Source organism: Tepidimicrobium xylanilyticum, from assembly GCF_900106765.1.
GTDB classification, from domain to species: Bacteria; Bacillota; Clostridia; order Tissierellales; family Tepidimicrobiaceae; genus Tepidimicrobium; species Tepidimicrobium xylanilyticum.
Genome location: NZ_FNNG01000012.1, coordinates 57,812 through 79,905 on the forward strand (window position 1 = coordinate 57,812; position 22,094 = coordinate 79,905).

At 31.2% G+C, this 22,094-nt stretch carries 23 protein-coding genes and 2 rRNA genes; 12 read left to right on the forward strand and 13 right to left on the reverse strand.

The features are described from left to right. Positions 1–63 precede the first annotated feature (63 nt). Positions 64–1,839, reverse strand: a complete 1,776-nt coding sequence (gene prdR / locus BLV68_RS11960) for a sigma-54 dependent transcriptional regulator PrdR (protein ID WP_159428691.1) — start codon at positions 1,837–1,839, stop codon at positions 64–66. A gap of 236 nt (positions 1,840–2,075) precedes the next feature. Between prdR and BLV68_RS11965 the strand changes: the two genes are divergently transcribed. The 7 genes from BLV68_RS11965 to BLV68_RS11995 all read left to right on the forward strand — a co-directional run bounded on the left by BLV68_RS11965 (position 2,076) and on the right by BLV68_RS11995 (position 7,901). Further along, positions 2,076–2,984, forward strand: a complete 909-nt coding sequence (locus tag BLV68_RS11965) for a substrate-binding domain-containing protein (RefSeq protein ID WP_093754132.1) — start codon at positions 2,076–2,078, stop codon at positions 2,982–2,984. An 87-nt stretch (positions 2,985–3,071) separates the two neighbouring features. Beyond that, positions 3,072–3,935, forward strand: coding sequence for a phosphate ABC transporter permease subunit PstC (pstC, locus tag BLV68_RS11970; protein WP_093754134.1), 864 nt, complete (start codon positions 3,072–3,074; stop codon positions 3,933–3,935). Then, positions 3,928–4,746: a phosphate ABC transporter permease PstA gene (gene pstA, locus BLV68_RS11975; protein ID WP_093754136.1), complete on the forward strand. Its 819-nt coding sequence runs from the start codon at positions 3,928–3,930 to the stop codon at positions 4,744–4,746. Before pstC ends, pstA begins: the two co-directional genes overlap by 8 nt. Next, a complete protein-coding gene (pstB, locus tag BLV68_RS11980; RefSeq protein WP_093754138.1) occupies positions 4,739–5,491 on the forward strand; it encodes a phosphate ABC transporter ATP-binding protein PstB in 753 nt (250 codons plus the stop codon). Before pstA ends, pstB begins: the two co-directional genes overlap by 8 nt. A 21-nt stretch (positions 5,492–5,512) precedes the next feature. Further along, a complete protein-coding gene (gene phoU, locus BLV68_RS11985; protein WP_234949911.1) occupies positions 5,513–6,163 on the forward strand; it encodes a phosphate signaling complex protein PhoU in 651 nt (216 codons plus the stop codon). Positions 6,164–6,174: 11 nt separating this feature from the next. After that, the gene (locus BLV68_RS11990; protein WP_093754140.1) at positions 6,175–6,837 is read left to right on the forward strand and encodes a response regulator transcription factor; all 663 of its coding nucleotides are present in this window, start codon (positions 6,175–6,177) and stop codon (positions 6,835–6,837) included. Between the two features lie 2 nt (positions 6,838–6,839). Further along, positions 6,840–7,901, forward strand: a complete 1,062-nt coding sequence (locus tag BLV68_RS11995) for a sensor histidine kinase (protein WP_093754142.1) — start codon at positions 6,840–6,842, stop codon at positions 7,899–7,901. 42 nt (positions 7,902–7,943) lie between these two features. Here BLV68_RS11995 and BLV68_RS12000 read toward each other — a convergent pair whose 3' ends face one another. The 5 genes from BLV68_RS12000 to yedF all read right to left on the reverse strand — a co-directional run bounded on the left by BLV68_RS12000 (position 7,944) and on the right by yedF (position 11,367). After that, positions 7,944–9,128 (reverse strand): aminotransferase-like domain-containing protein, encoded by a 1,185-nt coding sequence (locus tag BLV68_RS12000; protein WP_093754144.1) that lies wholly within the window; start codon positions 9,126–9,128, stop codon positions 7,944–7,946. 252 nt (positions 9,129–9,380) lie between these two features. After that, entirely contained in the window at positions 9,381–9,611 is a 231-nt protein-coding gene (locus BLV68_RS12005) for a DUF951 domain-containing protein (protein WP_093754182.1), read from the reverse strand. After that, positions 9,611–10,477: a mechanosensitive ion channel family protein gene (locus BLV68_RS12010; RefSeq protein WP_234949912.1), complete on the reverse strand. Its 867-nt coding sequence runs from the start codon at positions 10,475–10,477 to the stop codon at positions 9,611–9,613. The genes BLV68_RS12005 and BLV68_RS12010 overlap by 1 nt, the downstream gene beginning before the upstream one ends. Before the next feature lie 12 nt (positions 10,478–10,489). After that, positions 10,490–10,756 carry a DUF3343 domain-containing protein gene (locus BLV68_RS12015; RefSeq protein WP_093754148.1) on the reverse strand — a complete coding sequence of 89 codons (267 nt, stop codon included), beginning with the start codon at positions 10,754–10,756 and terminating at the stop codon, positions 10,490–10,492. A gap of 14 nt (positions 10,757–10,770) precedes the next feature. Next, positions 10,771–11,367, reverse strand: coding sequence for a sulfurtransferase-like selenium metabolism protein YedF (gene yedF, locus BLV68_RS12020; RefSeq protein ID WP_093754150.1), 597 nt, complete (start codon positions 11,365–11,367; stop codon positions 10,771–10,773). A 398-nt stretch (positions 11,368–11,765) separates the two neighbouring features. Here yedF and BLV68_RS12025 point away from each other — a divergent pair, with 398 nt between their 5' ends. Genes BLV68_RS12025 through BLV68_RS12040 form a run of 4 tightly spaced genes read left to right on the forward strand, consistent with a single transcriptional unit; the run spans position 11,766 to position 14,219 of the window. Further along, positions 11,766–12,164, forward strand: coding sequence for a hypothetical protein (locus BLV68_RS12025; RefSeq protein WP_093754152.1), 399 nt, complete (start codon positions 11,766–11,768; stop codon positions 12,162–12,164). Between the two features lie 20 nt (positions 12,165–12,184). Further along, positions 12,185–12,556, forward strand: a complete 372-nt coding sequence (locus BLV68_RS12030; RefSeq protein WP_093754154.1) for a DUF2089 domain-containing protein — start codon at positions 12,185–12,187, stop codon at positions 12,554–12,556. A 12-nt stretch (positions 12,557–12,568) separates the two neighbouring features. Further along, positions 12,569–13,819, forward strand: a complete 1,251-nt coding sequence (locus tag BLV68_RS12035; RefSeq protein ID WP_093754156.1) for a DUF4097 family beta strand repeat-containing protein — start codon at positions 12,569–12,571, stop codon at positions 13,817–13,819. 10 nt (positions 13,820–13,829) lie between these two features. After that, entirely contained in the window at positions 13,830–14,219 is a 390-nt protein-coding gene (locus BLV68_RS12040; protein ID WP_093754158.1) for an SHOCT-like domain-containing protein, read from the forward strand. 22 nt (positions 14,220–14,241) lie between these two features. On the opposite strand, the gene BLV68_RS12045 is transcribed toward BLV68_RS12040, so the two are convergent. Together BLV68_RS12045 and BLV68_RS12050 are read right to left on the reverse strand one after the other, a co-directional pair. Next, positions 14,242–14,835: a CvpA family protein gene (locus BLV68_RS12045; protein ID WP_093754160.1), complete on the reverse strand. Its 594-nt coding sequence runs from the start codon at positions 14,833–14,835 to the stop codon at positions 14,242–14,244. Positions 14,836–14,861: 26 nt separating this feature from the next. Further along, entirely contained in the window at positions 14,862–15,938 is a 1,077-nt protein-coding gene (locus tag BLV68_RS12050; RefSeq protein ID WP_093754162.1) for a DUF5711 family protein, read from the reverse strand. 118 nt (positions 15,939–16,056) lie between these two features. On the opposite strand from BLV68_RS12050, the gene pdxR reads away from it, so the two are divergent. Then, positions 16,057–17,502, forward strand: a complete 1,446-nt coding sequence (gene pdxR / locus BLV68_RS12055; RefSeq protein ID WP_093754164.1) for a MocR-like pyridoxine biosynthesis transcription factor PdxR — start codon at positions 16,057–16,059, stop codon at positions 17,500–17,502. 2 nt (positions 17,503–17,504) lie between these two features. Here pdxR and BLV68_RS12060 read toward each other — a convergent pair whose 3' ends face one another. From BLV68_RS12060 to BLV68_RS12080, 5 genes are all read right to left on the reverse strand, one after another. Beyond that, positions 17,505–18,317 carry an alpha/beta fold hydrolase gene (locus BLV68_RS12060; RefSeq protein WP_093754166.1) on the reverse strand — a complete coding sequence of 271 codons (813 nt, stop codon included), beginning with the start codon at positions 18,315–18,317 and terminating at the stop codon, positions 17,505–17,507. Between the two features lie 92 nt (positions 18,318–18,409). Beyond that, positions 18,410–19,426, reverse strand: coding sequence for a YkvI family membrane protein (locus BLV68_RS12065; RefSeq protein ID WP_093754168.1), 1,017 nt, complete (start codon positions 19,424–19,426; stop codon positions 18,410–18,412). Between the two features lie 341 nt (positions 19,427–19,767). Continuing rightward, complete coding sequence (locus BLV68_RS12070; RefSeq protein WP_093754170.1) at positions 19,768–21,600, reverse strand: alkaline phosphatase family protein; 1,833 nt, start codon at positions 21,598–21,600, stop codon at positions 19,768–19,770. Between the two features lie 177 nt (positions 21,601–21,777). Further along, positions 21,778–21,894: ribosomal RNA gene (gene rrf, locus BLV68_RS12075) — 5S ribosomal RNA — on the reverse strand. Positions 21,895–21,929: 35 nt separating this feature from the next. Continuing rightward, positions 21,930–22,094 (reverse strand): 23S ribosomal RNA (locus BLV68_RS12080); the annotation flags it as partial.

The window sequence follows — 22,094 nt, forward strand, 5'->3', positions numbered from 1 at the left end:
TTTTATCATTAAGGATTTTTTAGTTCATTATAAAAATAAACGTCAATAATTTGACATTCCAGTCTAATCATTGACATTTATTCCATAATTGTCTATTTTATAATGTAAAGTACTACGAGGAATTTTTAAAATATTTGCTGCCTTGGCTATATTTCCTTTTGATTCTTTTAAAGCTTTGTTAATTAGATACTTTTCATAACTATCTAATAGCTCTCGTAACCCCGTTTCTTTCTTATCAAGCTTGTCCAAAACACTCATATCTTCATTTCTTTCTACATCATGTATTATGTATTCTGGTATCATATCCTTAGTTATAAAATCCTTCCTACATAAAACAACCATCTGTTCTACTACATTTCTAAGTTCTCGTACATTTCCTTTCCATTTATAAGATGTAAGAATATTAATTACATCCGTATCAATCCCTGTTAAATCTTTACCATATTCTCTATTTAATTTCTCTAAAAAAAATTTAATAAACAAAACAATATCTTCTTTCCGCTCTCTCAAAGGAGGTATTTCTATTTTTATTACATTTAAACGATAATATAGATCCATTCTAAATTTTTTCCTTTGCACCAATTCTTCTAAATCCCTATTAGTTGCAGAAATTATCCTCACATTTATCTCTTTATCACGCTCTGATCCCAGCCTTCTTATGGCATTATCCTGTAAGGCCCTTAGCAATTTAGACTGCATGTCCATGGGGAGATCTCCTATTTCATCCAAAAAAAGAGTTCCATTATTAGCAAGCTCAAAGTAGCCAGCCTTTCCTTTCCTACTAGCCCCTGTAAATGCCCCTTCTTCATAGCCAAAAAATTCAGATTCAAATAGTTCTCTTGGAATTGCACTGCAATTTACAGGAATAAATTCTCCTTCTAAGCCGCTAATTTTATGGATATATTTTGCAAAAACCTCCTTTCCTGTACCGCTTTCTCCTAAAATTAATATTGGTGCACTGCTTTTTGCTGCAAGTTCTGCAATTTCTATTTTTTGTTGTATTACTTTACTTTTACCTATCACTAATCCCTTTTCCCTATTAGATATCTTTTCTAACTCTTCTTTTAAAAAATTCACCTTTTCTGTAGCTTTTTTTAGCTTATCAGAAAGTTGTTTCATTTCTGTAACATCCTTGTCTGTACTTACAACCCCCATAAATTCATTGTTTAATATGATTGGGGCTGCGCTAATAACAATATGTGTTCCATCTCTAGGTTCATGATAGCAATTTTCGATAACCTTTCTTGTTTTCAACACTTTCATATTTATTGCATTAGGAAAAAATTCATCTAATGGCCTTCCTATAATTTTTTCTTTAGGTAAATTATATAGTTTTTCTGCATTTTCATTCCATACAATAACAATGCCTTTATTGTTTATCACACATACTGCCTCATGAATATAATTTATTGCAGTCTTTAAAATTTCTGATGTTTCTTCAACTTTCATATAATAAAAGTCCCTGATATGTTCTTGCCTAATCACTCCAACAATTTTCCCTTCTTTTAATACAGCTAGTCGTCCCACATTATTTTTTAGCATTATATTTCTGCATATTAGTAGATCGGAATCCTCAGAAACGCTTATAACTCCCTTTGTTGCAATGTCTATAGCACATTTTTGATTTATATTTGACTCCTTTTCTCTTACAAAATTGCATATGTCTTTCATAGTGATTATCCCCTGCACCTTGTCAGCCTTATCGTATATAAACACTTCCTTTTTATAATCTCTTATTAATTCTTCTTTAATCTCTGATATAGGGGAATCCTCATATGCAATTAGAAAATTCTTGTCCATTACATCTTTTACCAAAATTTCTTTTAAAACCAAAGACATAATCCCACACCCCATATAACTAATAAATAATATCTTTGATTAATATATTATACTATTTGGAAAAATTATACTAGAGTTCATTGTTATTAATTTAACCTATAAATTGTCTAGGATAGATCTTATATATATTTTTGGATAACTTTTTACATGGATTTTACATTTCTAATACAATAGATTTTACATATACAAGATATGCTTATATTGAATATAGATTTAAGAAAGGTGGGAAATGATTTATGAAAAGATTTTTAAGTACATTTTTAATTGCTCTTATAACAATAATCATGATAGTAGGTTGTACAAACAAAGTAGAAGATAGTAACTCCACCAACCCTAGTTCTAATAATAACAGCTTCGATACTAATAGGACAATCAATGTAATTACAAGGGAGGAAGGTTCAGGAACTAGAGGAGCTTTTGTTGAAATAGTAGGAATACTAGAAAAAGACGAAAATGGAAATGAAAATGATAGAACTTATTCAGAAGCAATAGTACAAAATAGCACCAATGCAGTTATGACTACTGTGGCAGGGGATGAATATAGCATAGGATATATTTCCCTTGGTTCATTAAACAACAGTGTAAAAGCGGTAAAGGTAGATGGAATTGAAGCTACAGCCGAAAATATACTAAATGGTTCTTATAAGGTAGCAAGGCCTTTTAATCTTGCATATAAGGGGGATTTAACTCCTTTAACCCAGGACTTCTTAAATTTCATACTTAGTGCAGAAGGACAGGAAATTGTAGCTAATGAAGGGTATGTACAAGTTGATACTCAAGCACCAAATTATGAAGCTAATAGTCTCCAATCGGGAACCATAGTTGTAGCAGGGTCTACTTCCGTCACTCCTTTAATGGAAAAATTTGTTGAAGCATACCAGAAGTTAAATCCTGACGTGTCTATAGAAATTCAATCTACCGGTTCTTCTGCTGGTATGCAGTCTGCTATGGAAGGTACAGCTAATATAGGCATGGCTTCAAGGGAATTAAAGGAATCCGAACTCAAGGAACTCAAAAATGTAGTCGTAGCATTAGATGGTATTGCAATCATAGTGAATAACAATAACCCAACAGACAATTTAAGTATTGACCAAATAAAATCCATCTATATGGGTGAAATTACTAATTGGAATGAAATAGAGTAAACTCCCCTTCAATCCATATAGCCTAGCCCATTAGGCTATATGGATTCATAGTTCATCATAGATAAAAAAAGAAATGTAGGTGAAGATATGAAATCTAAATCTGTTGAAAGCATTATGAAAGGAATATTCTTTATATCCGCGACCGTATCGGTAATTGCCATAGTACTCATAAGCTTTTTTATATTTGCTGGAGGAATTCCATTTATAAAAGAATATGGGTTAAAGGATTTTATATTTGGAACCCTCTGGAAACCTAACAATACTCCCTCGGCCTTTGGAATCCTTCCCATGATAATGGGTTCCATTTATGTTACTATAGGAGCCATTGCCATAGGGGTTCCTATAGGTATTTTAACTGCAATCTATTTAGCCAAGTTTTGTGATAAAAAGATATATAAATTCATTAAGCCCTGCATAAACCTAATGGCTGGAATACCCTCCATTGTTTATGGCTTTTTTGCTTTAGTAGTAATTGTGCCAGTAATTAGGGATATTTTCGGCGGAACTGGTATGAATATAATTACAGCTTCAATTTTATTGGGAATTATGATCCTTCCCACAATTATAAATATCTCTGAAGCAGCCATTAGAGCAGTTCCTCAAAACTATTATGAAGGAAGCATTGCTCTTGGAGCTTCCCATGAAAAATCCATCGTCTTTGTAGTATTACCTGCTGCAAAATCTGGCATATTGTCCAGCATAATCCTTGGAATAGGTCGTGCAATTGGAGAAACTATGGCAGTCATATTAGTAGCAGGAAATCAGGCTCGCATGCCAGCAGGATTAATAAAAGGAGTAAGAACCCTTACTACTAATATAGTAATGGAAATGGCTTATGCCACAGATGAGCATAGGCAAGCTCTAATTGCAACTGCTACCATACTATTCTTATTTATACTAATTATAAATGGAAGCTTTTTAGTAATTAAAAGGAGAGCTAATAATGGATAGAGTAATAAGGATAACAGTAAAAATATCAGCTTTTATTACATTTAGTGCTTTATTCTTCATAATAGGGTATATTTTATTAAAAGGAATTCCAAATTTAGACATATCCCTATTTTCGTTAAAATACACAACAGAGAACATGTCCCTTTTCCCAGCTATGGTTACGACTTTAATGTTAATACTATTGACTTTAGTGATAGCTACACCCATAGGAATATTTACTGCCTTCTATCTTGTAGAGTATGCAAAAAAGGATAGTAAAATAGTTGAAATAATTAGGATAGCAACGGAAACCTTATCTGGAATACCTTCAATAGTATATGGACTATTTGGAATGTTGTTCTTCGTTATTAGACTTAATTTTAAATATTCCCTGTTAGCAGGGGCTTTAACAGTTGGAATTATGGTACTACCGCTTATAATTAGAACTACAGAAGAAGCTTTGCTTTCCGTAGATAATTCCCTAAGGGAAGCCAGCCTTGCTCTTGGAGCTGGTAAATTACGTACCATATTTAAGGTAGCTCTTCCAGTAGCTATGCCAGGGATTCTTTCTGGAGTCATACTTTCTATAGGCCGTATTGTAGGGGAAACTGCTGCTTTAATGTTTACATTGGGAACTGCTGCAAAAATCCCAGAAGGACTTTTTTCCTCTGGTCGTACTTTGGCCCTTCATATGTACGTGCTTTCTACTGAAGGCCTCCATGTTAATGAATCCTATGCAACAGGAATCATCCTATTGATTGTAGTGTTGATTGTAAATGGATTATCTACATTATTAAGTAATAAATTGACAAAGGGGAATGAAAATGAGTAAATTTATAGTTAAGAATATGAATTTATATTATGGTAATTTCCATGCACTAAAAGATATAAGTATTAATATAGAGAAAAACGAGATAACAGCCCTTATAGGACCTTCAGGCTGTGGAAAGTCTACTTTATTAAAAAGCTTAAATCGTATGAACGACCTAGTTGAAGGTTGCAAAATTGAAGGAGAAATATTGCTTGATGGAGAAGATATATATTCAGAGGATTTTAATGTGAATCTGCTTAGAAAACGAGTAGGAATGGTATTTCAAAAACCAAATCCTTTCCCGATGAGCATATACGATAATATAGCCTATGGTCCAAGAACTCATGGAATAAAAAATAAATCCAAATTGGACGAAATCGTTGAAAGAAGCTTAAAGGCTGCAGCTATTTGGGATGAGGTGAAAGATGATCTTAAAAAGAACGCTCTTAGAATTTCAGGAGGACAACAACAAAGACTCTGCATAGCAAGGGCATTAGCTGTGGAACCAGAGGTGCTATTAATGGATGAACCCACCTCTGCTCTCGATCCCATTTCCACAGCAAAAATAGAAGAATTAATCCAGGAATTGAAAAAAATTTATACGATAGTAATAGTGACCCATAATATGCAACAGGCTACTAGGGTTTCTGATAAAACGGCTTTTCTATTAAATGGCAAATTAATAGAATTTGGTCCAACCGTTGAGCTGTTTTCCGTCCCAAAGAACAAGAAGACGGAAGATTATATAACGGGCAGATTTGGTTAATGAATTGAAAGGATGATAAATATGATTAGGAGTAAATTTGATAAAGATTTAGATTTACTCAATGATGAATTGATAGAAATGGGTAATCTAATAGAAAGTGCTATTAATGCCGCTATAACAGCTCTTAAGGAACAGAATGTAGACTTAGCAAAGCAAATAGTGGAAAGCGATAAGGAAATAGACGATATGGAAAGAACTATTGAACAAAGATGCTTAAGGTTATTACTCCAACAACAGCCTGTGGCTAGAGATTTAAGGTTTATATCCTCCGCTTTAAAGATGATAACCGACATGGAGCGAATTGGAGATCAAGCAGCAGATATTTCAGAAATAGCCATAAGATTAGCCGATCAAACCTACTTAAAGGAATTAGTCCATATACCTCAAATGGCAGATGTGGCAATTAACATGGTAAAAACTAGTATAGATTCCTTTGTAAGAAGGGATATAGAATTAGTAAAAAAAGTAATAGCCTATGACGATAAAGTAGATGAATTATTTGATATAATAAAAAATGAATTAGTAGATTTAATAAGAGAAAATATAGAATATAAAGAGCAAGTAATAGATTTATTGATGATAGCAAAGTATTTAGAGAGAATAGGAGACCACGCGCAAAATATAGTTGAATGGGTATATTTTGCAATAAAAGGCGAGCACTATACTTGGTAGAGGTGGTTTAGATGCCATTAATCTATTGTATTGAAGATGATGAAAGTATCAGAGAACTGGTAGTATATGCTCTCAAAAATAATGGTTTTGAAGCTGTAGGCTTTGAAAGCGGAGAAGGATTATTCAACCATCCACTTCCCGATTTAATCATATTGGATATTATGCTTCCTGGTGATGATGGATATGTACTTTTAAAAAAGCTAAAATCTAATTTTAAAACATCGGATATACCTGTAATAATGCTTACAGCTAAAACCAGCGAATACGATAAGGTAAAATCCTTAGATATGGGAGCTGATGATTATATTGAAAAACCCTTCGGCATAATGGAACTAATATCTAGGGTTAAAGCAGTTATGCGTCGCACTAGTAGGGATAGAAACAATAAGTTGAATTTTAACGAAATTTCCATTAATTATGGTAAACGTTTAGTAACGGTAAATGGGAAGGAAATATCTCTTACCCATAAGGAATTCGAGTTGTTAACATATCTTATGAAAAATCAAGGGTTGGTACTATCTAGAAACCAAATAATGAATCAAGTATGGGGCTTTGATTTTGAAGGGGAAACTAGGACTATTGATGTCCATATAAGAACCTTAAGGCTTAAACTAGGTGATGCAGGTAAATATATTCAGACCATTAGGAACGTTGGTTATAAACTGGGGGATTAATTATGGAAAAAAAAATTTATTTTAACCTAGCAATGGTGGCAACCATAACTGCCATAGTAACTTCTAGCATTACCGCTTATTTGTTTTGGGATATATACTCTTCAAGTATTATTGAGAATCATGTAAATCTCTCCTTCAAGTTTCTTCCCATACTGCCTGTAACTGTAGGGGTATTAGTTTTCATATTGATAGCCCTTTATCTAGTTGCCCACATATTGACTTCTAAGATAATTGAACCCATTTCTATTACCGCCCAAAGTATTGAAAATATCTTATCAGGAAATGAAATAGAGGAATTAGATGTCTATGATGAACTAAAACCCTTCATAAAAGCTATTCAAGTCCAAAAAATGGAAATACAAAACTATATATTGAAGCTTAAGGAAGCAGATAGGTTTAGAAGAGACTTTACAGCCAATGTGTCCCATGAGTTAAAGACACCTCTTACTTCCATCAATGGTTTTGCTGAGATGTTATCTGCTGGCAATGTAAGTAAAGAAGATACCATAAAATTTGCTAATATAATCTATAAAGAAGGTACTAGGCTATTAAATTTAATCGATTCCATAATTAATTTAAGCCATATAGAAGAGGTAACAGAAAATAAACATTTAGAACCAACGAATATACTGCAGATAGCAGAAGATGTGGTTACTCAGTTGTCAATTGCTGCAAAGAATAAGGAGATAAGTTTAAATTTAGATGCTGAAAATATAGTTATTAATTCTAATAAAAGGATGATTAGAGATTTATTATATAATCTAGGAGATAATGCTATTAAATATAATAAACCCAATGGAAAAGTAGATATTATAATAAAAGAGCTGGACCAATTTTGTATAATCAAAGTCAAGGATACTGGAATAGGCATTCCAGAAGAAGAACAGGATAAGGTATTTCAAAGATTTTATATGGTGGATAAAAGCCGCTCAAAAAAAATTGGTGGCTCTGGTCTTGGTTTATCTATCGTAAAGCACATTGTCGCATATCATAATGGCAAAATGGAGCTAAAAAGCCAGGTAGACATAGGTACAGAAATAATAATACAACTACCTAAAAATTGACACATAAAATAAGAATCCCCATAAACAAAGGGGATTCTTATTTTATTGCAGGGCTTCCTTTAATACTGAAGCCAATCTCTTTATACCTTCTACAATCCTCTCTTCATCCATATTAGAATAGTTCATTCTAAAGGTATTTTCATTACCTCCATTTGGGAAGAAGGAACCTCCTGGAACGAAGGCCACATTCTTTTCTAAGGCCTTTTCAGCCAATTTCCTCGCATTTATATGTTTCGGTAGTACTACCCAAGTAAATAAACCGCCTTCTGGATTAGTGAATTTTATGCCTTCAGGGAATTCTTCCTCCATAGTCTTTATCATTAAATCCTTTCTCTTTTTATAGACTTTCTTCAATTTTTCAATATGTTCTTCTATATCATAAACTTCTAAAAACTTGGCTACTTCCATTTGAGATATGGTACTGGATTGCAAATCTGCTCCCTGTTTTACTAAAACATACTTATTAAGTACTTCCTTATCAGCAGCTACCCAACCTAATCTAAGTCCAGGACAGAATATCTTAGAAAAGGTTCCTAAGAATATTACCCTGCCTTCTGTATCAAAATGTTTAACTGCTGGTAATATTTCCCCTTCAAACCTAAGCTCTCCATAAGGATTATCCTCAATTATAGCTACATTATACTTATTTGCTAATTCTACTAGTCCCTTTCTTCTTTCTAAGGACCAAGTTTTGCCCGATGGATTTTGAAAATCGGGTATTACGTATATGAACTTAACATTTTCATTTTCTTTAAGGGCTTTTTCCAAATCTTCCATTATCATTCCTTCATCATCTGTTTCCACTTCCACAAATCTTGGCTCATATGCTTTAAAAGCATTAATTGCGCCTAAGTAACTGGGGCTTTCACAAATTATAACATCCCCTGGATTTATAAAAATCCTAGCAGAAAAATCCAACCCTTGTTGAGAACCATTAGTAATTAGAATATTATCCGATTCTAAATCTACCTTTACCTTTTTCATCCTTTCCACTATTTTTTCCCTCAATGGTAGATAACCTTCTGTTGGCCCATATTGTAATGCGGCTGTTCCTTTTTCATCCAATACCTCTTCTGCAACCCTTTTAAATTCTTCAACAGGGAATAATTCCGGTGCAGGCAATCCCCCTGCAAATGAAATAACCTCAGGTCTTTGAGTTAATTTTAACAATTCTCTTATCTCAGAAGCCCTGATATTATTCATTCTTTTGGCATAATTTAAAGCCATTAAATACACCCCCTAATTTATTAAAACGTTTTCCCGCCAATAATAATTTAAATGCCCTCACTTATAGTTTACTATCATATCTTTAAATTGTCTAATGTTTTAACACAATTTATCATTAATATTTAGAAGTTCAACTATTTCGACTTTTCTAAAACCTAAATAATCCAATATTTACTGGATATTTGCTTAATTAATAAGGGATTTCAAAAACAAGAAGGCTATTTTCTGGTTAGTGCTTACCAGAAAATAGCCTTAATCCTCTTTATCCTTTCCCTTATAGTGAACAATGCTAATCCATTTATCCTCCACCAAAATTCTTCTTACCCTTCTTTCAAAATCTATTCTAGGAAGCCAAATTTGCCTATTACAGCCTAAACATTTCAATTTAATATCTACTCCTGTCCTAATTATTTCCCACTTGTTTTCACCACAGGGATGGGGTTTTTTTAAGGTTACAATATCCCCTAAATCATAATGAAGCATCAATTTCTATCCCTCCTAGTCCTTTCATTCACTATATCCATCCTCGGATAGGGTATTTTTATATTTTCCCTTTCAAAAGCCTTTTTAATTTCTTTCCTTAAATCTCTTTCCACACCCCACTGATCCATTGGTTTAGTCCTAGCTATGACGGTTATTTCTATACCATACTCTCCTAAATCAGAAATACCCAATATATTAGGCCCTTCTAATATACTCTCATTAGATTTTCTTAATGTTTGGGAAACCTCTTCTAATACATTAATTACACGATCTACATCCTCTTCATAGGGAATTCTTACCGTAACTAAAGCACGCATAGCCCCTCTAGTTTTGTTAGTTACAGTACCTATATTGCTATTAGGTATAATATGAAGCTCTCCAGAAAAGTCCCTTAATTTGGTCACTCTTAATCCTAATTCCTCTACTATCCCTTGGTAGTCCCCTATTTGGACATAGTCCCCTATGGAATACTGGTCTTCAAATAAAATAAAGAAACCTGTTATTATGTCTTTTATCAAGGACTGAGCGGCAAAGCTTATGGCTAAGCCGCCAAGACCTGCAGTAGCCAATATGGAACTGGTATTAATACCGAATATATCCAGTAATATCATTATACCTATAAAGTATAATAAATACTTAATAATATTCTTTAGTACAGCAATTAGGGTATCAATCTTTTTTTCATCTACGGTAAAGGCCTTATTTTTCCTACTTTCTATGGTTTTATCAATTAATATATGGGAAATTCGAATTAAAATTTTTATTACCATAAAAACTATAACTATTTTAAATGTCTTACCAAATATGTTTAAGCTTCCATCATTTTTTTTTAAAAATTCATTAAAAAAGCTCAATACCCTGTTCATATTAACCTCCAACTAATTCAGCTTCTCTGCTTTATAACCTTGATCGTCTTTAATAAGTTTAAATATGCCTTCTACTGTCAGCTGATTCTTCTCAATAATGTCCCTTACTAAATCTGTATCCTCTAAATCGAATTTAATAGCCAAACCACAGCTACGGGTTATTTCCCTTGGAGTAGGTATAGTTCTATAGTTGATATTATGCTCCTTAAATATTAAATCTCCTTTTATAGCATAATGGGTAGATTTAAATGTAATTACTCCAAACTGCTTCTCTTTCATTATAACATACTCTCCTATCCTATTGTTATTGTATTCGTTGGTTTTTTTAATTTTTCATAGATGGTATACATATTAGAAATTTCTCCTACCCTAAGCTTATCTTTCAATTTATAATAATCTAAGCAAGTTCCACAGGATATAATTTCTACTCCTTCAGCCTCTAATTTTTTCAAATCATCTAATACTTCCGAGCCTTCGCAAGTTAAATAAACTCCAGAGTTGAAGAATACCAAGGTAGCGGGATAAGGAGTTGCTTCAGTCATAGTATAAACAAAAGATTTCATCAATATTTTTCCTAATTCTTCTGAACCTTTTCCCATAACATTGGAAGAAAAAGCTATAGTCAAATCCTTAAAGACATTTGGTGTGCACACATTGGCATCCTCTGAAACTTGACCTTTTGTTATGTGTATATGATATTCATTTTCACCTATCTTGTCAACTCTGTATTCATATCCTGCATTTTTAGCAAGTTTAGATACATTATCTTTGGCCACTTCGTTATCTACTATAGTGGTCACAACCCCTTCAGTTATCTTATCTAACTCCTTTTTTGTCATTATAACTGGCTTAGGACATTCATGTCCTCTTGCATCTACTTTAATATTCATAACAAAACCTCCCCTTTAATGTATACAAGTATATTATACTATTACTTAATTAGGGTTAACTATTGGTAATGTTTATAGCCCTATATAATCCTATAAATTGTATCTATTGATAAATTAGCTATATAATTCTTTAAAAGATATTACAATAAACAATTTAATCAATATTTATAAAACTTTCAATTTCCAACCAATTTAAATGGTAATTTAATTTTTTGAATATATTTTTTAATATTTTTAATTATTCTATTAAAAATATTAATGTTTTTGTTGACATCCTTTAGTTTAAATATTAATATAATATTAAACTTGATATTTTTAATCTAGTTTATCTATTATTATACCCTAACTTGTTACTTTAACATAATAAATATTAGTTGACCTTATTAGGGGGGATTGCCTTGGAAAACAAAGTCAATGATATATTGAATCAATTGGATAATGGAAAAATACGTTGCAAGGATGCTATTAAAATAATTAAGAATAATGAATATAAAGCTAATGAAATTAATAGGAAGGCCTCTGGAATAAAAATTTCTATAATAGATAAAGACCATACCATAAGAATTCCCAAGATTCCCTTTGGCCTTATAATTTTTTTAATAGATATTGGTTTTAACATATTATCCATTGCTACAAGATTCACTAACAGTTTAGATGAAGATTTAAAGAAAATTTTAGATTCAGTAGATAGAAAGGATATAAAGGAAATATTTAAAGCATTAAAAAAACATGGCTCCTTTGATTTAGTAGACATAAAAGAAGGAGACAATACAGAAGTAAAAATATCCATACTTTGATAAATAGGAGAGTGACAAATATGAATAGAGAAGTATTAGGGAAATGTCCAGTTTGTGGTGAAGAATTGAAAGTAACAAAATTAAGTTGTAACAACTGCCATACCAATATAGAAGGAAATTTCACCCTTTGTAAATTCTGTAAACTTTCATATGAACAAAAACATTTTTTAGAAGCCTTTATTAGAAATAGAGGAAATATCAAAGAAATAGAAAAGGATCTAGGCATATCCTATCCAACCGTTAGAAATAAATTGGAGGATGTAATAGAGGCCCTAGGATATAAACCTAGATATAATGAGCCTAAAATAAATAAAAAGGAAATATTAAAAAGACTTGACGAAGGAGAAATTACTTCCGAAGAGGCCATAAAGCTTCTTAAGGGAGAAGAATAAGGGGGGCTAAAAATGAGGGATGAAAAACTGATGATATTGACTATGCTGGAAGAAGGCAAAATAACTAGTCAAGAGGCGATTAAATTATTAGAAGCCTTGGAAGAAACGGAAGGTTTTATAGACTACGAGCCAATTGAGGAAAGTGAAGAAAAAATAATCAACCTGGAAAAAACAAAGGAAAATTTAGAGGCATTGGAAAAAAATATTAAAGATAAAATAAAAAAAGTAGAAAAAATAGATAACCTAGGAACAGACATAAGCAATAAGCTGACCAATGTTTTTAGTAATTTATTTAGTATGGGAAATCCACTTAACATCTTAGGAAATTACAAGGTAATCAACACCACATTTGAAAAAGATATATCCCATTTGACTAATCCTAATATCCACATAAAATCCATTAATGGTAGCATTAATTTAAAAAGTTGGAAAAAAGAAAACTTGTTAATTAAAATCACATATCGGCATAAATATAATAATCTAACGGAAGAAGACAAATTTTATGACCTATATGAAGATGATAATAATATAATATTCGAACCCTTGTATACTAATAATGCTGCAATGGATTTGGATGTATATTTGCCTGAAAAATATTGTGAAAAAGTAAACCTAAAAACATCTAATGGTAGAATACAAGTAGAAAATTTAAACTTAGGCCTACTCTATTGCAACACTACTAATGCCTCTATTTCTCTAAAGAACATTAAAGGAAAAAGCATTGATTTGTCGACCAAAAACGGAAGAATCAACTTAATAGATGTTTACTCTCCTACATTAAAAGCAGTTAGTACAAATGCAAGTATCAAATTAGAAGATATTAATAGCGATAATATAACAGTTGCTACTAAAAATGGGCAAATTACACTTTCTAATATAGTAGGAGAAGATATTTCAGCTAATACCTCCAATAGCTCTATTAAAATTGAGGATATCTATGGTAGTATAGTTAATTTAAACACATCCAATGGAAAAATAATATGCAGAAATTTAGATAACGAAAAAATTAAAGAACTAAAGCTTTCAACTTCTAATTCTACTATAGATGTAGAGATGGCTAATATAAATAAAAAGAGCTATTTTAATCTAGAAACGTCTTTTGGAAATATTAGCTTGGATATACCAAACCTTGTATATAAGGTTAACAAGCAAGTAAATTTAGGGATGAAAAAGATAGTTGCTCATAGTGCTAATTTTAATGAGAATGAAGAGCATTTTATGTTAAATGCTTCTACATCAAATGGTTCAATTATAATAAAATAGGGGGATAAAAATGGTTAATTTTAAAGAGGAAAAATTACAAATTTTAAAGATGATAGAAGAAGGCAAAATAACTAGTGAGGAAGGTATAGAACTATTAGAGGCAATTAATGAAACTAAAGCTAATTATATTGAAAGTCAACAATCTAAATGGATAAAGATTAGGGTATTTGAACCCAATAATAACACAAAAGTAAATGTAACCATACCTGTAGCATTATTAGATGCTGGTATTAAATTAGCAGGAAAAGTAGCTCCAAATTTTGTACCAGAATTGAAAGAATCGGGCTTTAATGAAAAAGATCTAAAAGAATTATTTGAGACTATTAAAAATGGGGCCTCTGGAAAATTAGTAGATATAGAGACTGAAAATGGAGAAAAAGTTGAAATAGTAGTAGAATAATCCCAATTCTGGGATTATTCTTTTATATAAAATCTCCATCTATAATATTTAGGTTAATTTTCAAATCCTTTAAATAATAAAGTATTATGGAATTTTCCACTCCTTCTCCTATGAAAGATTGAGGAAATAAGGTACTTATAGGTAACAGAATCATACTTAATATGTAGATTATAAATAATCCTTCTATTAATCCAAATATTATCCCTCCCATTTTATTTAACTGCTTAAGTATTGGTGCCTTTAATAGAAATGAAAATAGTTCTAATATAAAACCTATTAATGCGTTAGATATTATAAAAACTATTAAAATAGCTGAAATAGTTATAATAACCTTTAATAAACCTTGGGCAAACAGATTAGAAATAAAATTTATATCACCTTTTACTTTAGAATAGAATAGAATTTTTAATACGCCATTCGTAATAGTTCTAAAGAAATTATACAATGCAGGAGTATTTGTTATAAATTCAGATACCATTGGATAATAAATTTTAACTATTAATATATTTAATATCACTTGAATAATGCTAAATAATGATAGAATTAATCCTAATCTTAAACCCTTTGAAATAGTATAAATAATTATAAAGATCATAAGACCATCTAACCAATTCAATATCAATCACCAGTCCTTATGGATTATTATAAAGAAATAATGTCGATCTTCCCTTCACAAACCAATACTAGCTTGTTTTGCCCACATAATACCTTTAAAATAGGGGTATCTGAATTATAATTAAATACTTCTTTCTCTCCTTTTAGTCCAATAATATAGTTACTTCCATATAATATTGTATAATCTCCATGGAAAACCGCCTTTTTATACCCTTCATTAAAGGCAATCTTTCCATTAGTTCTTCCATCAAAATTGATTGCTTCCAATATGTTTTCATGTAGGATATATATGTTTTCCTTATCCAAATATATGTCTTTTATAAGTTGGAAATATTTTTTCCATAATACGTTTCCATCATTTACTTGATATATTCCAGTATCTGATAGCATTGTTAAGTTACCCTTTTCGTTGAAGTTCAAATACATAACTACTTCATTATCTAAATAGACTGTCCATAAGAATTGACCATCTATTCCATAAGCTTGAACTTCAGTTCTTAAGCTTTCTCCTTTAAAATCTAAAGTTGATATAGCCAAAACATTTTTTTGTTTATTCATACAATAGGTTAATATCTTCTGTCCTTCTATGGTTTTTTTACCTAACAGATTAAATTCTTTATCTAGTACATTAATGCTTTCCAAGTTATCTTCTTTTACATGTATTAAGAGAATACCAGAACTTTCAACAATGTTGTAGATGTTCATGTTTAGTTGAAATTTTTCCATTGTTTCCCCTTTAGGATTTATAATATAAATTTGGCCTGTAGGTTTCTCATAAACGTATATTTCTTCTTTACCAAAGTAAACATCTGGATCATCTAAATTAAATTCCTTTTCCCACACTAAATTGCCCTTTATACTAAACTGCCTTAACCTATTATCTTTCCATAAAGTAATATTCTCATTATAAAAAGCTATTTTCCCATCATTAATATCTACAGGGATGGAATTTTCCAGTTTCAACTCCTTACTTTCCATATTGAAAGAATCTAAGTATTTCTTAAGTTTATACCTATTTTCATTATTTAAGAAAAAAAGTATTATTCCAATAAAAAATAAAATGGATAGTTTAAAAGCTACGTGCTTGTTTTCTTTCACATTCATAGCATCACCTCAAATAATATAATTCTCTCTTTTTTTATAATATCCTTCTAAATGTTTTGTAAAATGGTCATTATCTGGTATAATAAATGTACCCATACATTTTAGGGAGGTTGGAACCATGTTAATCGATAAAAATTTAAGCACCCCTTTATATATACAACTTTATGAAAACATGAGAAAGCTCATAGAAAATGGTAGCTTTAAGGAAGGAGAAAAGCTTCCCTCTATTAGAAGTTTAGCAAATAAATTAGAAGTAAACAATATTACTGTGGTAAACGCTTATAAACTCTTAGAACAAGAAGGTTATGTATTTTCTGTAAAGGGAAGTGGAACCTATGTAAGAAAGATTAGTTATGCTCTAGACCCTACCTTCTTGGAAAATGGAGATATTGAAATGATGATAGATGGTGTGTTACCCCTATCAAAAAATAGCATTAATTTTGCCTCCGTATCTCCTACTCCAGAAATCTTTCCTATAAAGGAATTTAAACAAGCTTTAATCGAAGTGTTAGATAGGGATAAGGGGATGGCCTTTGTATATCCAGAAATAAATGGATACGAACCCTTTAGGGAATCCATTACCTATTTTCTTGAAGAAAACTATGATATTAAAATCGATAAGGATCAGATTCAAGTAATTTCTGGCGGGCAACAAGGAATAGATATAATTACTAAAGCTCTAATTTCACAAGGAGACCATATATTTGTAGAAAATCCAACCTACTCAGGAGCCATATCTGCCTTTAAATCTAGAGGAGCCAAAATAATTGGAATTCCAATAGAAGAAGATGGATTAAATTTAGATGTATTTAATGAGTATATTAATAAATACAATCCCAAATTCCTATATATGATGACCAATTATCAAAGCCCCACCACCTATTCCTATAGTGAAGAAAAGAAAAAAAAGCTTTTGGAACTTAGCGAAAAATATGGTTTTTATATCATAGAAGATGATTTCTTAACCGATTTAAACTACAATGCCGAAGAAAAAACACCTCTAAAATCCTTGGATAATTTAGACCAAGTCATCTATATAAAGAGTTTTTCAAAAATATTTATGCCCGGAGTAAGAATTGGGTTTATGACGGTTCCTAGAAGGCTATTTAAGGGCATTATTAGGGCTAAGCATACTACAGATATTTCTTCTTCAGGTTTTCTTCAAAGGGCCTTTGACCTTTATTTAAGAAAAGGCTATTGGAAAGATCATATTAAAACCATAAAAAAGGTCTATTCAGAAAAATATAATACAATGGTAGAGGAGTTGGAAAAACTCAACCAGTATGGTATTGAGTTTTTCCAACCTTATGGAGGCCTTAGCATCTGGATTAAACTACCAAAAGATATAGATTCTGTGGAACTTTATAATGAATGTGAAGAAAACAATGTGGCTATAGTGCCAGGGAAAATATTTTTTATTGATGATGGCGTATACTCCAATTATATCAGACTTAGCTTTGGAGCTGTTGCTAGTGAAGAGATAATCCATGGTATAAAGGTAATGGAGAATATCATCCGAAAAAAATATAAGGTTGATAATAACAAATATTTGCCCTTTGTATAATATTAGACTTTTTCCCTAGTTTGTTCCATTAAAAATTCCATTACGGTAGATATGTATTCACCTGGTTTTTCATACATGGATGCATGACCTACCTCTTTTAGAATAATCCATTTAGAATTTTCTATTTCTCTATGAATTAGGTATTGATATTTAACGGGCATTAAAATGTCTAGTTCAGAGCTTATAATCAGTGTAGGCACTTTAATATCTTTAATTCTATTGTGAACATTATAATCTGACATGCTTTGTAAACCTCTTATAAACTTTTCATACCACTCTAGATTTAGAGTTTTAGATAAGGCCTTCTTCATCTTTTTTATATAATTATAATTCTTTTCATAATATTTATAAGAATACATATAAGGTAAGACTACACTAGAAAATACATCTACATCTAAAGTTGATGCAGCATAGCCCCAACCCTTCCCAATTTCTCTTAAAATATTTGTAGTAAAGCTTGCTGTATTCGATAGTATCAACGACCTTACCTTATATTCATATTTGGATGCAAAAGTTAAAGCCACCTTTCCCCCATAGGACATGCCCACTAGATGGGCTCTTTCAATTTGAATCTCATCCAAAAAACGCTTTAAGAAATCCGATTGGGTTTCAATATTATAAAAGCCCTCAAAACTATCAGATTTACCCTGATCCAATAAATCTACAGTAATCATCTTAAAATCTTTAGTTACATCTTTAATAAAAGGCGACCAGCTATTTGTGGCCATCATCATACCATTTAAAAATACTATAGATTCCCCTTCTCCATACACCTTATAATATATATTTTTATCCATTATGTTTACATAAGGCATTTCATCATCTCCTATCTGACTATTAGTATAGCAAAAAATATACGTCACTGATACTCTTTAAAAATCATAAAAAATAGTCGCAAATAACTGAATTAGTCCTTAACTAAAACCCCTACCATCATGGTAAATCCAATTACTCCAAAAGTAGGATATATAGTGCCAATTAAATTTGCAAATCCAACCTTAGCTAGTGGAACTGCTGTTATGCAGAATAAGGCTATTATTGGAATTCTATATCTATCATCAGATATCCTATTCATGAAACCAAATCCATTGGCTAATGCAGTAGTAAACATGGCTACCCAAAGGAGTATTGAGTAGAACTTTCTATAATTTTCTCCTATGTAATTGCAAATTTTAAGCATGGGTATTTCTAAATATACTACTTCATTATAATATATGAGCATAGAAGTTAAAATGGATAGCCCAAGAATACATAGAGTAGTCCCGCCTATTGTTCCAGATAGAATTGCAGTCCTTTTATTATCTATCATAGGTAATAAAGAGGAAAAGACCACTAATATTATTAAGGAATTAGAGCCAAAGTACAATATAGAAGATGTTATAAAATTACCCTTCCTAGTTAAACTTATCCCTTCTACATTTGAAAGAGTATATCCTCCCCTAAGGTTCAAATAAAAAGATGTAAATAACATACCTAATATAAGTAAAGGTACTAAAATAGTATTAATAAAAGATAATCCTTCTAGGCTAAACATAAAAACCACAAAACAGCAAAGGATCATAACTAAAATTCCAATATTAAATGGAAGACCTAATTCTTCCATAAATATGGCTCCTGAACCAGAAACCATAACACTGAAACCCGTATATAGAGAAAAGCCTATTAGGGTATCGATAATAAATCCTAATCGCTTCCCAAAGACCTTAGCTGACAATTGATTGAAATCCCTTATTTTACTATCGTATATCTTTATTAGCAATAAAGAGCCTAATAAAGAAAAAAATATCCCAGATATGATAACTCCAATTATTCCCTTTAGTCCATAGACTCCGAAAAACTCTATAATCTCCCTTCCTGAAGCAAAACCTGCTCCTATTACCGTACCAATGTATATGGATGCAATTTTAATCCAATTTTTCTCCATAACAATCCCCCTCTGATAATCTATTTAAAGAGGGGCTTGTATTATAACTGATATTATAGTTAAATTGAACTCTATTTTTTATATACCTAACCTCTTTAAAATCCCAATAAAATCCTTCTCTTTTACTTTACTACCGCTTTGAAAGTTATCAATCTTTCTTTAAGCATAAAAACCCTACTGGTTTTTCAAGCTATTTCAGATCTTTTTAATATTATAATATATATTTCCATATCATATTTTTAAACTTAAAATCCTATTTATCACCATAAGCACAATGTGCTCATAATTAAACTAAGGCTCTCAATTTTAAAATTGAGAGCCTTTTTGAAATTATAGGCAAATTACTTGTTATCCTGTTCCTTGAAATTACGGCTATAATAATATTCCACATTTCTAAAATCTTTAAACCTCTGTTGATTTTCTTCAGATAGTTCGGCAGTATATTGACCATATTCTTTATAATATACATTGTTTATCACATCTATATGAGCTTTTAAATCCATTATATATTGCATATATTCGTTTCCCTTCCACCCTAGATATTGAAATAGCTCTGCCATTAAAAATTGTGGACTTATGTTATTGCCTTCACCAATAAATGATTTGTTAAATATTTCTTTTGCAGGTTCATTTGCCCATATGATATAGGGTGTTTCGTAATAATTTAAAAAACCTTCTGTAGTCGATAGGTCTATATTTATACCCATCATATTATAGCCTGAAGCTTCTTCTCCAAGCCAAGGATTATGGTCTCCAAATAATACTATTATTACTGGTTCTTCTTCATCTCTAAAATAATCAAACAATTTCTTCATGGCCTTATCCGTTTCGCTAATTCCCTTCAAATAATTGTTTATTATATTATAGGTAGCTTCATCATAACCAGATTTTTTCTTTAGATATTCTACATCCGTATATTTCTCTGTTGAATAAGGACCATGATTTTGATATGTTACAGTAAAATTAAAATATGGTACACCATTGGATTTGCTTTTTTCATAGCCTTCTATAATGAAATCAAAGAATTCCATATCCTTAAAAAATGTTTCCTGTATATCCTTGTATTTATTCTCATAATAATCAAAGGCATCAAAACCTAAATACTCGTTGACATTACGCCTATTATAAAACCATCCATAAATGGGATGCATTGCTTCAGTTCTATACCCCTGTTCCTTAAAATACCATACAAATGAGTTAGTATTTTTTAAATATCTAGGATGAGAGCTATATCCTGTAAGAAATTCTCTTTCAGTTTTTATGGTATCTCCCGCAAATATATTGGTTACAAGGTTTCCATGTACTGATTCCCCTTTTATTTTATGGAAATTATCATATACTTCAGGATTAACCTCAATAGTATCAAATTTTGTAAAGTCATTATAAGCTTCCAACATAATTGCTACTATATTTACCTCTTGATCTTGGGGAATATCATAATATTTATATCTAGATAAGTCCTCTATTGCTTTTTTTTCATCATATCCTTCCAATTCCGTATCCTTAACATCTTTTATACTGTATATGAAAGGATATACGAATCCCTTAGATTGAAATTGCTGAGGCTTAGACCAAATATTTATTAGTGATTTATCTCCCAGCTCATTATATAACTGTGAATCAAAATAAAAACTTCGGAACACTAACATGCTTATTATACATAACACTATAAGTATTGAAATCCTAATTTTCTTAGAATTTATCTTATATTGGAAAAATATCCTTAATATAATCGTCATTACAATTAGACCTACTATCAAAATTTTCATATTGGTAGTAAACTCTAGCTTATACCTTTTAGTCATTGCCAAGGATTCACTTACAAGGGTAATATCAATAAAAGTAAATGGGTCATCTCTAAAGGTCAGCTTAAATCTATTAATTATGGACATAGTAACAAATAATAGATTAGATAATGCAAAACTTAACCATAATCTATTGGATAGAATATAAGCGAAAGTAAAAAATATTAAGATTGGAAATATATTCATAAATACTAGGGTTTTACTAGTAAAATAGCTTTTAAACATGGGAATATTAAAATGGGCACTGGAAAAAATAAAAGTTATGCTCATTATTAAAAAGCTAGACCCAAAGATAATAATAGGAATTAATAACCCTTGTAAATACCTATGGGCTTTCCTATCTGTTGATTTGAATATATCATATTTCATAATAACATCTCCATATTTATATTTTCTATAATGCCTTTAATTTTAAGTAGCTTGTACAACAGCTAATTATACAACATTTGTCTTTATTTTTCAACTTTTACTTCCTTTTACAAGTAACTAATAAATTTACTTAATATAAAAGCCCTATTTCTATCTTAGAAATAGGGCTTTTATCTCATCTGGCAGCGTCCTACTCTCCCAGGGCGTCTCCACCCAAGTACCATCGGCGCTGAGAGGCTTAACTTCTGTGTTCGGTATGGGTACAGGTGTTTCCCTCTCGCTATTGCTACCAGATTACCTTCATTGAAACTAAACAGTACATTATATTTCTGGTCAAGCCCTCGACTTATTAGTACCTTTAAGCTTAAAGCATTACTGCTCTTACACTTAAGGCCTATCTACCAGGTAGTCTCCCTGGAGTCTTACCCACTTCCCGTGGTGGGAAATCTTATCTTGAGGGGGGCTTCGTGCTTAGATGCCTTCAGCACTTATCC

What these genes read in the sequence shown, in the direction of transcription:
- prdR (WP_159428691.1), bottom strand. Translation starts at nt 1,839, where the DNA reads ATGTCTTTGGTTTTAAAAGAAATTTTGGTAAAAGATGTAATGGACAAG.
- BLV68_RS11965 (WP_093754132.1), top strand. Translation starts at nt 2,076, where the DNA reads ATGAAAAGATTTTTAAGTACATTTTTAATTGCTCTTATAACAATAATC.
- pstC (WP_093754134.1), top strand. Translation starts at nt 3,072, where the DNA reads ATGAAATCTAAATCTGTTGAAAGCATTATGAAAGGAATATTCTTTATA.
- pstA (WP_093754136.1), top strand. Translation starts at nt 3,928, where the DNA reads ATGGATAGAGTAATAAGGATAACAGTAAAAATATCAGCTTTTATTACA.
- pstB (WP_093754138.1), top strand. Translation starts at nt 4,739, where the DNA reads ATGAGTAAATTTATAGTTAAGAATATGAATTTATATTATGGTAATTTC.
- phoU (WP_234949911.1), top strand. Translation starts at nt 5,513, where the DNA reads ATGATTAGGAGTAAATTTGATAAAGATTTAGATTTACTCAATGATGAA.
- BLV68_RS11990 (WP_093754140.1), top strand. Translation starts at nt 6,175, where the DNA reads ATGCCATTAATCTATTGTATTGAAGATGATGAAAGTATCAGAGAACTG.
- BLV68_RS11995 (WP_093754142.1), top strand. Translation starts at nt 6,840, where the DNA reads ATGGAAAAAAAAATTTATTTTAACCTAGCAATGGTGGCAACCATAACT.
- BLV68_RS12000 (WP_093754144.1), bottom strand. Translation starts at nt 9,128, where the DNA reads ATGGCTTTAAATTATGCCAAAAGAATGAATAATATCAGGGCTTCTGAG.
- BLV68_RS12005 (WP_093754182.1), bottom strand. Translation starts at nt 9,611, where the DNA reads ATGCTTCATTATGATTTAGGGGATATTGTAACCTTAAAAAAACCCCAT.
- BLV68_RS12010 (WP_234949912.1), bottom strand. Translation starts at nt 10,477, where the DNA reads ATGAACAGGGTATTGAGCTTTTTTAATGAATTTTTAAAAAAAAATGAT.
- BLV68_RS12015 (WP_093754148.1), bottom strand. Translation starts at nt 10,756, where the DNA reads ATGAAAGAGAAGCAGTTTGGAGTAATTACATTTAAATCTACCCATTAT.
- yedF (WP_093754150.1), bottom strand. Translation starts at nt 11,367, where the DNA reads ATGAATATTAAAGTAGATGCAAGAGGACATGAATGTCCTAAGCCAGTT.
- BLV68_RS12030 (WP_093754154.1), top strand. Translation starts at nt 12,185, where the DNA reads ATGAATAGAGAAGTATTAGGGAAATGTCCAGTTTGTGGTGAAGAATTG.
- BLV68_RS12035 (WP_093754156.1), top strand. Translation starts at nt 12,569, where the DNA reads ATGAGGGATGAAAAACTGATGATATTGACTATGCTGGAAGAAGGCAAA.
- BLV68_RS12040 (WP_093754158.1), top strand. Translation starts at nt 13,830, where the DNA reads ATGGTTAATTTTAAAGAGGAAAAATTACAAATTTTAAAGATGATAGAA.
- BLV68_RS12050 (WP_093754162.1), bottom strand. Translation starts at nt 15,938, where the DNA reads ATGAATGTGAAAGAAAACAAGCACGTAGCTTTTAAACTATCCATTTTA.
- pdxR (WP_093754164.1), top strand. Translation starts at nt 16,057, where the DNA reads ATGTTAATCGATAAAAATTTAAGCACCCCTTTATATATACAACTTTAT.
- BLV68_RS12060 (WP_093754166.1), bottom strand. Translation starts at nt 18,317, where the DNA reads ATGCCTTATGTAAACATAATGGATAAAAATATATATTATAAGGTGTAT.
- BLV68_RS12065 (WP_093754168.1), bottom strand. Translation starts at nt 19,426, where the DNA reads ATGGAGAAAAATTGGATTAAAATTGCATCCATATACATTGGTACGGTA.
- BLV68_RS12070 (WP_093754170.1), bottom strand. Translation starts at nt 21,600, where the DNA reads ATGAAATATGATATATTCAAATCAACAGATAGGAAAGCCCATAGGTAT.